Source organism: Alloprevotella sp. oral taxon 473 str. F0040, from assembly GCF_000318095.2.
In the GTDB taxonomy this organism is placed as follows: domain Bacteria; phylum Bacteroidota; class Bacteroidia; order Bacteroidales; family Bacteroidaceae; genus Alloprevotella.
In genome coordinates this window covers 117242-130504 of sequence record NZ_KB290716.1, presented here as the reverse complement: position 1 = coordinate 130504, position 13263 = coordinate 117242, and the positions used below count along the sequence as shown (strand labels likewise).

Here is a 13263-nt window from a genome sequence, read left to right as displayed (position 1 = left end):
CTCGCTTCCAACGGACGCTTGCGCTTCGAGAAGCTCAACGGAAAAGGAAAGAAGCTCATGATAAGTGGAGCGCTGAGAGGTGGGCTTCAATCAAACGAAGAGAACGAGAAGCAAGTGCCCACCGCGCCGCTGCTGCATGGGCTGCTTTTGCAAACTCATAGCGTAAAGTTGTCATTTTTTGCTCCTTAAAGTCGTATCTTTGGTGTTACAACCATAGATGCGATTTTTATTATGACCGATAAACTCCATGTCAATTCCCCAAAAAGAAAAGCCGCGTGCGCAACATATTTGTTGCGCACGCGGCTTGTTTATGACTTCCTACAAAGGGAAACACTGTGCTTCATTGAAGATATTCCCAAAGATGCATTATCACAAGTCCTTTGGAACACCTATCCACCCATTCTTCGGTGAGCTTTGTGGCTAATCTTGGGTGTAAAACCTTGGGAATTTGACCATTGACTTGGGAGAGTCTTTGAGAGAACGAGCCAATGTCTATCTCGCCAACTGGAACTTGAGGTTCAGACCGAAGTCTTGCACCGTGGTGGGGAAGGCGGAAGAGGTGAGAAGCGGACGGTTCATCTGTCGTTCGTAGTAGGCAGAGATGGTGAAGAATCGCGATACCGCATAGTCTGCCGAGAAGGAGATTTGCACCGCTCTGTTGCCACTCGTGGCTTGAGAAAGGGTGGTGAGGAGATTGCGCTGTAGCGCACTTTGATCACGGAACGAGAGATCGAGCCGTAAGTTGAGCGAGTGAGCAAAACCATCGGTAGAACCACCTGAGGCACCATCAGAAAAACTGTTGTTGCTGTTGGAGTCATTGGCCGAAGAACTTCGAGCAGATCGACGAGCTTTGCTACCTTTACCCTTTACACCACTGCCACTGAGGGAAGGAAATTTGAAATCGTTGACCCGATAGCCAATGCCCACGACAATATCGTTGGAGTGAGTCTCGGTGAGCAACTGAGAAGCCATGGAGAGGGTGAGCACACGTGTGCGGCGCATCTCCAGTTTAGCGGTCATGTTGTTGTAGAAAGTAGCATCTACGCCCAAGAGGGGAGAGAAACTCTCGTTGATGCTCACGGTAGAAATGTCAAATTGTGACGAAGGTTGCGGACGACCATTCTCCACATTGCTGATAAATCCGAGTCCATCCACTGCGGAACGATAGCTTTGGAAACTATTGTACGAACCAACATTGTAAAGACTGCGGTAACTGTGGTTGAGATTGAAGGCACGGAACCAGCGTTTGAAGGCAGGTAGTGACGAAAGTCCGGAGTAGGTGAGTGTCCAGTTGGGCAAGAGCTTCGTCAGAATGGGGAATATGTCGGTAGACCCACCTATGGAAGTGTAAGTGTCCAAGAATGCAGGTATCATCACCTCACTGGAATACTTGCCTACTACGCCATTTTCGGGGTTGTATGGTTGTCCACTCCATGAGCCTAGTCCAGCAGGGTAAGTGGTTCCTACATAACGCTGTTGTAGTCGAGCTTGATAACGATCGAGGGCACCTAGGAACTGCTGGAAGCGCGCACTGCGGTAGCCATTATCTGCCGTACCACTAGAGGAGAAGGCACTACCGAGGGAGAGCGTCGTCATGGCGAAAGTACCACTTTGGAGCGATGGCATTCCCTCAAACATATATTGTATGGTCTTGTTGCGATTGTGATTGCGCGAGAATGTGAGACTGATGCGGAAATCGCGAGCCGGTTCAATCTGTGCTCGCATTTGGAAGTCCTCCGTTTGGGCTTGAGTGGCAGGAGTAGTGATGCTGTCGCTTTGGAGCAACCAACCTTTGTCGGCTGCCCGTTGCACATAGTCTTCGCCCGCTGTGGCAAAGGCAAAGTCGAGCCCAGGAGCAAAGAGGCTACCCATGTGAGTTTGACCGAAGATGTCGCCCACATTAGGCATGAAACCTGGGAGAGAGAGTTGCGCATTGTTGCGATAGCTCACATTGAAATTGCGAAGACTCATCAGGCCACGTGCGCCCAGTTCCGCCACTTTATACCACGTTTGTTCCTCCACGCGTTTGCGAGCAGCCACGGTAATCTTGAGGGAGTCTGCACCGCGTGAGAGCACTTCGATGCGGTTGATGTCGAGCACCTTGTATTTGATGGCATAGCGTGAGCCATCTTTGCGAATCGCTACGACACGGAGCTTCTTACTACCTTGGTTGTGAGGAACAATGAAGGTGGTGTCCGCCCGAAGCACGATTTCCTTCTCGTAAAATTTCTTCTCGGGCTTCGTGTTGCGGTTGTTGCTCTGTGAGAACTTGCGATTCACTCGCTTCAAGAAAGGCACCTTGTTGTAGAGGTTTTCCAGATTGAAACGACCATTGGCGGTGATGTCGCGGCGGTTGGCAATGGTGTTGCCCAAGGATTGCCCTGTGGTGGTCTCGATGCCGCGTGTCCAGTTGTAGGTGCTTCCGTATTTTGCATCGGCAGTGATCCAGTCGAGGACAGGAATTTTGTTGAGTGGAATGTTCCACGACAATTCGGCATTCTGCTGATAGGCGAGAGGACGGCCGAGTTCGAGGATGCTGCGTGTGATGGAGTCCTTCCACGCTGTGTAGCGGTCGGGATATAGGGATTCATTGACGGGCGTATTAGGTTGCTCAATCTCAGCATTCGTACCAGAGGCAAAGTTGAAGTGGATGTTTTTAGTAGGATCCCAACGCAGTTGGAAGCTACGATTCCACAAGAAGTCGCTAGAGAAGGTGAGCGGAAGCGTTTTGTTCTCTAGATTCTCCATGTCGCGCTCTTGAAGTTCGTAGTAATGGCGCGAAATGTCGGAGTTGAACGCAATGCTTTGTGGCAAGTAGTTGATGCCAAAATCCTTGAAGATGCGCAACCAAGGCGACTTTGACTTGAGGATGTTGCGGAGCGGTTCGAAGGAATGACGGCCAGGTGAATAGGTGTAAGCAAAGTTGAGCTTCCAGTTCATGTCGCGTTCCCACGCCGTCGTCGTACCTGCGGTGTGTCGAGTGGATTGTGCAAAGCCAAGTGTAAAGTTCCCCAAGTCGTAAGGCATGGGGCTTCCTTTCGTGGTGCGGTTGAAGCGCAGGCCAGAAACAGAGAAGTTCTTGTTCACCACTACGCGATTGGTGAGGTCACGGAGGGAATCGCGCTGAGCCGATGTGGGCAACGAAGCCAGCGCATCAGCAATCGGCATATCGGTGTCGAGGGGATTGTAGCGAGGAGTCACCACCTCTTTAGAGTATGAGTAGTAGACAGGGGCAGTGAGCTTGACTTTCTCGGGGAGCAGTTTACCCATTTCCACGTTGGTGGTCACCGAGAATTGCGAAAGATCATCGTTGCGACGTTGGCTCACGGTCTCTTCCAATCCACCGAATCCGTTCGTTTCGAGGTGTCCGCTCAGATTCACGGTTGCCAAATCCGAGAGTTGGATATTGAGTTGGCTTTGAGCTGCCCATCCCCCTTGGTTGGCAAAGTCTTGCAGACGGAGTTCGTTGGCCCACACTTCGACATTGCGAGGAGCGCGCGAGTTGTTGCGCACACCTATCATGATGGTGCGCACTTCGCCCAAAGAAGGATTACCCTGAATGCTCACTTTATTCTTGGGGCGCGCAGGGTCATATTCTGAGAACAGCTGTGTGAAGGTTGCCAAACCTTGTGCTTTCTTGCGGTTGCGACCCGCCTTCAAGCGGGTGAAGAGGTCGAGATCCACGTCGAGCATGTTGTCATTGGGCCATACCGCACGGCGACCCACCTCACCACCGTAGCGACCTTCGGGAGTGAGCGTAAGAGGGATCTCGTATTCGTAGAAGTTGTTTTTATAGTCAGAACCCAAACGCACGAACAAACTGATTTGACCATCTGCCAAATCTTTGTCGCCAGGGAGGGCGTTGGCATGGACAAAAAGTTGCAAGTGCTTGTAGCGACGGAGGTCGAGCTGCGTGTTTTTATATACAGCACGTGCATCGCCACTGGAGAGGTTCTTGATCGTCAGTGAGAGGGCTTGCTCGTTGTTTTCAAGCACCTGCTCTTGTCCGGGTTCGATGCTGCGGCTGATGCCAGGAGGAAGCACATAGTTGACAGGTGTTTTCTCGTTGTTTTCCTCAAAGTTCACCGCACTCACCACCATTTCTCCCGATTGTCCACCGAGTCCAGTGGTGTAGAGAGGTTGTTCGTAGTCGCGCCATTCTCCGCGTACAAGGTTGAGCGTGGCCAAACGAAGGACGACAGGCTGGTCAAAGCCAGTCATGAACATGCGCATGAAACGGATGGAAGAGAAATCGTTGATGCTTCCGTAGCGACGTTCGTATTGTTCGATGGGGATGCGGAAGAGATACCACTTCGTTTCGGGCGTCTTGCCATCTCGAGTCTTCGCATTGATGGTGCGGCTGTCTACGATGTAGTTTTGTCCCACTTGCATCGCATCAGGACGTATTTGCACACGATATTGATAGAACTTTTCATATTCGTTGAGCGTGTAGTCCTGATTGATGTCTTCCACATCAGGCGTGGTCTTGTAAGCTGTGGAATAGCGTTCGGGAGAAGCTTCAGCTGCTACAGAGTTACCATTGGGATTGTTGATAAATTTGTAGCGGTCGAGGATGCTCGTGCGGCGTTCGTCCCAATCACTTCCGCGAAAATAGTGGTAGCGGTCGGCCGAGGGACTTTGCAATAGTGAGTCGTAAACTTCTGGGCGCACGTGGCCGCGCACGTCTTCGAGGAACTTGGCATAGGGGCCAAAGGTGCGTTCTTCTTCAGAGGTCAAACCATTGAATCCGACGTCTTGGAGCCGGCGACTGTCGGAAGTAGTGTTGAATGCATAGGTTACTGCATTTTGGTTGGGCACCCATCCCCATGCTGTTTGCGTGAGTTGCGAGCGATTGCCATCAACGGGCATTCCGCTTTCGTAGAACTTGCGACCATCACGGAGCACGTCTTCGGAGATTTCGCCTAGATTGAAATAGAGATTACCCGTATAGTTAGGGGTTTTGCCATCGATTTCTGTAAAAGGATCCATCATCCAAAACTCGATGTAGGCCACATTCGCAGCTTGGAAATCGGAGGTCTCAAGACGGCGCATCATACCTCCCCAGCGTTGGGTAGGATTAGACAGGTGTCCGTCACGATCGAGGGCTGGATCGAGGTTGTAAGGTCCACGTTCGTTGGGATAGAATGCGAGATTGAGCACAGGAAGTGTGGCTGCATCCTTGTAGTTCAACGACTTGTTGGGGTAGAGGTCGCTGACATATACCTCTCTCACACGAGCATCGGAGAGTTGTTGCAAGTCTGATTTGATGTGACCTGGGGTGAGGGATGAGTTGCGACGTGTGAAGAGTGGGTCGATGGTGTACCACGCTAGGCGCGCGCGGTTGTAGCCAGATTGCACATCATTGTTGAGTTGTGACTCCGCAAACATGGAGGGGACAGACGAGAGAGTCCACTGTTGAGGAGCGGAGATGTCTATTTCGGACTTGGCATTCTCAAAATCGTCCAAATAGGAAGCTCGACCTTGTACATCACTGTTTTGTCCGGCTATGAGATGTGCGAATTCTGCCGTGAAGTTGATGGAAGATGGGGCAGAGGCATGCACGAAGGGCAGGCGGTTCACGAGATTTGTGAGCCACTGACTTTGCTGTTTCCATGCCATGTTGAGTCCCCAAAGGGTGTTGTTGAGCGGCTCGCTACCTAGTGCCACCTTAGAAGTTAAAGGCTGCTCGCTGAGATGCAGGAGGGAACCTCCGAATTGGAAGTTGCGCGAGTAGTCGTATTGCCAGTTCAATCCCATCATGGTCTTGCGCTGCAAACCGTAGTCGGTGTTTGATTCGACCGAGCATTGGATGGGGGTTCCAGCATCGAGGATGCTCTTGTTGAGGATGCGCACGACACCGGCACTATAATCCACTGTATAGTCTGTGCCTTCGGTGAGGATTTGTCCGCCAGCAGTCACCACCACACTTCCTTGTGGTATGCCGGAAGTATTGAGAACAATCTCGTCACTCTTTGTGGCTTTGTAGCGGCCTTTGATGACAAACTTGTTGTGCTCTGCCACTTGTTTGGCAATGGTGCGCGTGGAGTCATAGAGTTCGGTGTAGGCAAAATTACGTGCCACATCAGCATCTCCTATGACATTGGCTAAGAAACTCCCGAAAGGTTCGACTTCAGGGAAGAATACACGCCCAGAAGCCACATCAATAGTGTAGCCTTCTACGAAGTCGAAGTAGCCATTGGGCACACGACGTGCGTTGTTGTCTAGGTTGTCCAAGCCGAGGAGAGATAGCAAACGCTTGTCTTTGAGGCGAGGAATGGGAAGATAGGAGATGTAAACACCAGTGGTGTCGGACAAATACTTGACATCGAGAGTGAAACGGTCGCGTTGCACTGCCGTTGCTCCGAGTGCATACACGTTGCGCATCATCAGTTTCCAGTTGCCCATCTTAGGCGTGTTCGCTGTGTTCTTGAGCGATTTCACGAGCAGTGCCTGCGTGTTGTCCTTGACGTCGGTAGAAAATTCACCGACTTGGTAGGTTTGTCCTCGATAAGTATATTCAAATGCCACAGCCAACACTTGGTCGGGCTGGAGAGTAGACTTGAGTGACACATAGCCTAAGGCCGAGTTGAGTGAGTATTCCGAACTGCTCAGTAGACGTGCACTTTCTAGTTTTTCGTAGTCCTCACCTCCCACTAAGTCCATTGCATCGAGTTGGGCGTTGCTCTGCGTGATGTCGCGCACTTGTGGAGCTGTTTGGAGAATGAAGTTATAGGCGTTGTTAGAACGATTGGAAGGGGCTACATCGTTCTGATTGGGAATCCAGACTTTGTCGTTGTATTTTTTGGCTTCACCTAAGTCGGTGAGGGCAACAAGGTAGCGCGTGTTGGTGGTGGCAGCCGTCTTGTTGGTGACCCAGAGTTCTATGCGATTGATGGTGACTCCCGAAAGAATGTTGGGGAGTTGTGTCATCCACTGGTCGTAGTGATTGCGGAAGAAGTGAGCCAGAAAGAAGTGTCGGTTTTCGTCATAGTCGGAAGCGGAGAACTCGAAGTCGGTGAGTTGCACTCCACCACGTGAGTTGACAGTTTGCGCTGCCGATTTCTTTTGCGCAAGCATGGTTTGCAGTTTGAGACGACCAAACTGCATGTCTGTCCGAAGCCCGAAGAGACTTTGTCCGCCACGGATGAGTGAAGACTGTGTGGGCATAGACACGTTGCCAGCTTCTACGAGTTTGATGATCTCATCTTCTTTGCCTTCATAGCGAAGTTTGAGGTTTTGTGTATCAAAATTGAACGTGGCTTCTGAGTTATAGTTGAAGTCCATGTTCACTTTGTCACCTACTTTTCCGTTGAGGGCAAGATTGATTTTCTCGTTGAAGTCAAAACCAAAGACACTTCGGTTGCGTTCTGAGAGCGAAGGGTTGTCTGTCCATCTGTGATTCGCCCCGAGTTTAAGTTCTGCACTACCTTGTGTCCGCACGCGCACTCCTCCTGGGCCGAAGATTTTCTCAGCAGGGCCAAGAGAAAACTGCATATCAGTGAAGTCAAACTTGTTCTTGCCCTGACTGCGATACTCTTCGTTGTTGCGCTTGCGGAAGTAGTCCATCATAGACTGGCGGATACCTTCTCGCATCACTTCGTCTGTGCCCATGAAGAGTGGGGAGAAAACGAAGTGTTCACCTATCTTTGTGCCATATTTATAGAGGCCTGTCACCTCGTCATAGAACAATCCAGTGGTCAGATTCTCTGGGTCTTTGAGGTCGCCTGAATGGCGGTTGTCGGGAGAGGTGGTGGCACTGGCTGTGGGGCGCACAGTGAAAGGCACAACTCTCTCTGTTTGTGGGTTACGTCGAGGTAGAATGCTATCGCGCACCGATTGTGCTGCTGGACTTTCTGCCGCTTTTTCTGCACGAGGGGCCACAAATGTAGCCTGAACAGCTCCCCAAGTGGCTACACAGCAGAGAGCCACACCGATTAGTGCGACCCAATGTTGGACTTTACTTGGAGAGAAGAGCTTCATTGTATTTGATTTTTTGAGGAAGAGTAAAAAGAGTTACGATACTTCTACGAGATAAGAATGTCAGTTCTCGAAGCTGTCATTGGACGATGTGGTTATTTGATTTCTTTCAAACCACGTTTGATGAGTTGCTGCACGTCGAGTCCAGGTTCCGCTTTAAGGATGTTGCCAACAACCTTGCGCACTGTAGCAGGTTGGAATCCGAGGATAGAGAGGGCTGAGATGGCTTCTTCGGCCACTTGTTTGTCGGCGGCAGCGATGGCTCCTCCAGCAGCAGGGGCTACGTCGAGCGTGCCCGTGCTGAGGAGGTTGCCGATTTTGTCGCGCAAATCTAAAACGATGCGAGCAGCAGCTTTGGGACCTATACCTTTAACGCTCTTGAGCATGGCCGTTTGTTCGCCTTGTATGATTTCTGTTAGCTCAGTGGGGGAGAATGCTGAAAGCACCATGCGAGCTGTTTGTCCGCCAATGCCATTGACTGAGGTGAGAGCTTCGAAGAGTGTGCGCTCTTGTTTGCTGTAAAATCCGAACAATAGGTGAGCATCTTCGCGAATCACCTCTGTGACATACACACGAGCCGACTCTTTGCCTTGGAGTGCCGCAAAAGTATTGAGCGAGATAGCGATGGAATAGCCCACGCCTGCGGCTTCGATGACTACTTCGGTGGGCGTGAGTTCGGCAATGCTGCCTTTGATATAAGTGATCATACCGTGAAATCGTCGTTGGAATGTAGAAAATCTCTTGATGAAATGGCTTATGCGATAGACAAAACAAGAATGGGATATGGAGGTCATTACAATCTAATCCTCGGCTCTTTTTAGCCCTTGTCCTTAGTTCATAGCAAAGCTCATATTACATAACGTGCAAAGTTACGGATTATTGCACGTATCTGCCGAATGATGAGGGCGAAAAGTGCATGACAATTGCGCTGTGATGCCTATTTTCAAGGTCTACGCCCTCGAAATTTGTAGAGATGTGATAAAACCTATATGTGACTCTGGGCAAAAAAAAGACGCACCTTTAAGGTACGTCTTCAAATTCTACATATTCGCTTTCATCTTTCGTGAAAATTTTACCATTGGATGAGGCGCTATCTGAGGAGTTTTGTGTCGAGCTATTTTGCTGTTGCTGGGAGCTATTTGCGTTTTGTTGGCCTTGTTGCTGTGCGTATTCTCTGAAAGAGGTCTTGGAGTTAGGCAACTTAATGCCCAAAAGCGATAGGATGAACCGAAGACCTTGGTTGAGGAGTACCCAAATGAAGAAGATGATACCAATGAAAATGGCAAAAAGGCAGCCTAAGAATGTTCCCATATACTATTGAATTGAGATGACTAAATGGATTTTCTTAGTGATATGCAACTATTGTGCCATAAGCGTTATTGCTTATCTCGGACACAAAGAGAGATTAAAGCGTACAGCACAATAAGGAAGGACAGAGCTAGGGCATAAACTTCTAGTGTAACTCCTGCTATTACTATGGCAACTACAAGAGCAAGAAAGCCGTAGCGTACTTTATTGTCGTGCCAGGTGAAATTCTTAAACTTCAAGGCAAACATAGGAACTTCACTGATCATGATCCAGCAAGAGAAGGCTATGACGAGCACTATTATCGCTCCTAAGATGCGTGCTGAGATGAAGGGTAAATCATTTTGGTTGAGATAGGTGGTGATTCCTGCCCAATAAAGAGCATTGGCCGGGGTAGGCAGTCCAATAAAGGTGTGAGATTGTCGCGTGTCGAGATTGTATTTTGCCAATCTCATAGCAGAATAGGCTGCGATGGCAAAGGAAAAATAAGGAACCAATCGGGCTGGACAGAATGCTGGAGCACCAGTACAAGGCAACATAAGCTGTAAGACGTGAAACAGCATAAGGGAAGGAGTGAGGCCAAAAGTGATGACATCTGCAAGAGAATCTAACTCTTTTCCAATAGGGCTAGAGACTCCAAGCAGGCGAGCCGTGAATCCATCGAAAAAGTCGAAAATGAGTCCGAGTAGCATAAAGTAAAGCGCGAACTCTAAGTTGGCATTTGCTGCATAATAGGAAGCAATGCAGCCACTGACTAGATTAAGACTAGTGAGGAGGTTGGGGATATGTCTTTTCACGAGGAGAAAGTTGTTTAGAGAAATGGTAGTATCTGAGAAAAGTTTATATTGCATTCGCACAGAATCATCATGCCAGAAGATCGTATCTCGTTGGTTTTGATGATAGTTGCTGCTATAATGGGTATTTCGTGTAGGAATATGCGGAAACGCCCTCCGTTTTTCCGAAGGGCGTTGTGTAAAAGAGGTAAACTTAGACTGTCTGAGTCGTTGTGTTTTTGTCTTTAAGGTGACCGAGAATGGTGCTATTACCAGTGGTAGCTTGCCCCATCTCTACTGAAATTTCCGTGTCAAGGGGAAGATAAACATCTACACGAGACCCAAACTTGATGAAACCGAGGTGGTTGTCTATCTTGCATGTTTGGTCTTCGGTGGCATAAGTAACGATACGACGTGCCACTGCACCCGCAACCTGGCGCACGAGGACATCGTGACCAGAGGGAGTGGTGATGACTACTGTGCTACGCTCGTTTTCAGTGCTGGCTTTGGGTAACCATGCTTTGGCGAAGTTACCATTGTGATGGCGCACTAATTTGACAGTACCTTCGACTGGAAACCAGTTAGCATGTACATTAGTTACAGACATGAACACCGACACCATAAGGCGACGGTCGTGGAAGTATTCGTTTTCTTCAACTTCTTCAATCACGACAATACGACCATCTGCTGGAGCTACAACTACGTTGTGCGTGTCACCAGGGAAGATGCGTACGGGGCAACGGAAGAAATTGACCATGATGCCGTAGACCATGATGAATACGGCCAATATGATATAGAAAGGAATGGGGTATTCGGGATAAAACAGCCAATAGTCCAAGGCTGCGATGGCAACGAGGGCGATACCTCCTAAGGTAAGGGTGGTGCGCCCTTCATTGTGAAGTCGGTGTTGTTTGACTTTGCGGAGTGTGGACATGTGGTTTATTTTGTAAGTCTGTATTGCAAAATTACGCATTTCTGAACAATTGTACAAATATAACGCAAGCAACTTGCAGATTATATTATGATTTTCTGTGCAATGGTGCGTACTTATGCAGAAAATAGACACAAATGAACGGCTTTGTGTCTATTTTCAAGGTTTTTTGCTGCTTGTTGGTGTCACTAGTGATGGACTATCTGCACCAGAGCTGTCGCTCTGTTTTAGATGTTTTGAGATGAAAATTATTTTATCTCTCACAGAGGTGCAGCATAGAGGCGTTGCGCGGCGTCGATGATGCAAGCAGGTATCATCTTTTCTACGTCTTTTCCGTCAGCGAGTAGATTGCGAATGCTGGTACTACTGAAGGGGAAGAGTGGTGCGTCAATGACGTGCACCGTTGGGGGCAATGTTTCTGAAGCAATGGGATAACCTTCACGAGGATAAACCAGCAGCGGATATTCTGCCAATAGGGCTTCGTGGTGTGCCCATCGTGAGAAATTTACCCAGTTGTCAGCACCGATGATAAGCGAAAATGCATAATTGGGATATCGTTCTCGGAGAGCTTCCATAGTTCGCCAAGTGTAGCTTGGGAGAGGCAGCTGCATCTCAAAGTCCGAAGCGAGAATCTTGGGACAATCCTCCACAGCTTGTCTAGCAAGTGCGAGACGATCTTGCTCAGGAATCAAGTCTGTGGCCGCTTGTTTGAGAGGGTTTTGTGGGGAAACCATGAGCCAAACCTCATCAACTAGTCCTTGCTCAATGACCTTTCTGGCAACTGCAAGATGGCCTAGGTGAATGGGATTGAATGACCCCCCGAAGATACCAATCCGTTGCATCAGTCAAGCGCGTTTTGCGCGTTGGGGAAGACTACTTTTGGCGTGAAGCCTGCGGCTTCTTCAGGTGTGAAACCAGCGTAAGCCATGATGATTACTTCATCGCCCACTTGAAAACGGCGGGCAGCTGCTCCGTTTAAGCAGATGCATCCTGAGTTGCGTTCGCCACGAATCACATAAGTTTCGATGCGTTCACCGTTCATGTTATTCACCACGTGCACGTGTTCACCTGCAATGAGGCCAGCAGCTTCAAGCAAAGCTTCGTCGATGGTTATGGAGCCCATGTAGTGAAGATTGGCTTCCGTGACAGTGGCACAATGTATTTTGGATTTTAGAAGACTGAGAATCATAATTTGATGCAATGAATTAGGCGTTTTTTCTCTAACAAAGAATATATTACTCATTATATATAATAAGTAATGCCTAAAAAATAATATGCAATTTACAGCATGTCGCTATGTAGTGCTTAGCGGTATGCAATGTTGTCAATAAGACGTACGGGGCGTGCTCCGCAGAACACTGTGATGCACCCCTGGATGTGGGGAGCATCTTCCCATGAAGTCACTGTTTGGAGTGTTTCGCCATTTACGATTTCGTAGTATTCCACCTCAAGGCCATCGAGTGCATTGAGTTGTTCTACAACAAACTGTTGGGTTTCTGCCACTGAGTGTGACGACGAGAGGGTAACACTCTCACGGAGTATGCGATAGATATTGGTCGCCAACTTGCGTTCTTCGTCACTCATCAAGGCATTGCGAGAGGAAAGAGCAAGACCGCTCGCTTCGCGCACGATGGGGCAGGGCACCAATTGGAAGGTGTAGCCCAGATCCTTCATCATAGCTCGCACGACGGCGATTTGTTGAAAATCTTTTTCTCCAAAATATGCGCGGTCGGGTGTCACCATATCAAAGAGCTTAGAGACGATTTGGCACACTCCATTGAAATGTCCAGGGCGGCGCGCACCTTCCATCACCGTGTCAATGGGAGAATAGGAGAATACACGCTTGTCTTCTTGCGGATATACCTCTTCCACGCTTGGAGCAAAGACGATGTCACCCCCGAGCGAAGCAATGAGTTGTGCATCAGCTTCGAAGGTTCTCGGATAGTGTTGAAGATCTTTGGGGTCATTAAACTGGGTGGGGTTCACAAATACGCTGACCACAGTGAGTTGATTTTCAGCCACGCTTTGGCGAATGAGGGAGGCATGTCCTTCATGTAAAGCCCCCATCGTGGGCACAAGTCCCACGGATAGTCCTTGTTGTTTAGCTTCAGTCACGGCATGTTGCAATGCAGCGACCGTATTGATGATTTTCATATAGCTTCAATTATTGCCGTGCAAAGTTACAACGAAGCGCAGGAAACACCAAATAATCGAGCTGGAAATGGGGCTAATTTACCATTCATGCGATAAAAAATAGGGTATCTCCTCATTTATGAG

General features: G+C 49.0%; 9 protein-coding genes. 1 reads left to right on the top strand and 8 read right to left on the bottom strand.

All coding sequences use genetic code 11. The features are described 5' to 3' along the window. On the top strand, positions 1 to 189 hold a 189-nt coding region (locus HMPREF9999_RS10715), incomplete at its 5' end, for a hypothetical protein (protein WP_009437286.1). A 303-nt stretch (positions 190 to 492) separates the two neighbouring features. Here HMPREF9999_RS10715 and sprA read toward each other — a convergent pair. From sprA to panC, 8 genes are all read right to left on the bottom strand, one after another. After that, positions 493 to 7980: a cell surface protein SprA gene (gene sprA / locus HMPREF9999_RS04705; protein ID WP_009437284.1), complete on the bottom strand. Its 7488-nt coding sequence runs from the start codon at positions 7978 to 7980 to the stop codon at positions 493 to 495. A gap of 92 nt (positions 7981 to 8072) precedes the next feature. Then, positions 8073 to 8684 carry a Holliday junction branch migration protein RuvA gene (ruvA, locus tag HMPREF9999_RS04700; protein ID WP_009437283.1) on the bottom strand — a complete coding sequence of 204 codons (612 nt, stop codon included), beginning with the start codon at positions 8682 to 8684 and terminating at the stop codon, positions 8073 to 8075. 313 nt (positions 8685 to 8997) lie between these two features. Further along, positions 8998 to 9288, bottom strand: a complete 291-nt coding sequence (locus tag HMPREF9999_RS04695) for a DUF4834 family protein (RefSeq protein WP_009437282.1) — start codon at positions 9286 to 9288, stop codon at positions 8998 to 9000. Between the two features lie 65 nt (positions 9289 to 9353). After that, positions 9354 to 10079 (bottom strand): CDP-alcohol phosphatidyltransferase family protein, encoded by a 726-nt coding sequence (locus HMPREF9999_RS04690; protein ID WP_232301276.1) that lies wholly within the window; start codon positions 10077 to 10079, stop codon positions 9354 to 9356. 190 nt (positions 10080 to 10269) lie between these two features. Beyond that, positions 10270 to 10989 (bottom strand): phosphatidylserine decarboxylase family protein, encoded by a 720-nt coding sequence (locus HMPREF9999_RS04685; RefSeq protein WP_044063123.1) that lies wholly within the window; start codon positions 10987 to 10989, stop codon positions 10270 to 10272. Positions 10990 to 11246: 257 nt separating this feature from the next. Then, positions 11247 to 11828, bottom strand: a complete 582-nt coding sequence (gene nadD, locus HMPREF9999_RS04680; protein WP_009437279.1) for a nicotinate (nicotinamide) nucleotide adenylyltransferase — start codon at positions 11826 to 11828, stop codon at positions 11247 to 11249. After that, entirely contained in the window at positions 11828 to 12175 is a 348-nt protein-coding gene (panD, locus tag HMPREF9999_RS04675) for an aspartate 1-decarboxylase (protein WP_044063122.1), read from the bottom strand. The genes nadD and panD overlap by 1 nt, the downstream gene beginning before the upstream one ends. 116 nt (positions 12176 to 12291) lie before the next feature. Further along, on the bottom strand, positions 12292 to 13140 hold the full coding sequence (gene panC, locus HMPREF9999_RS04670; RefSeq protein ID WP_009437277.1) for a pantoate--beta-alanine ligase: 849 nt from the start codon (positions 13138 to 13140) through the stop codon (positions 12292 to 12294). Positions 13141 to 13263 lie beyond the last annotated feature (123 nt).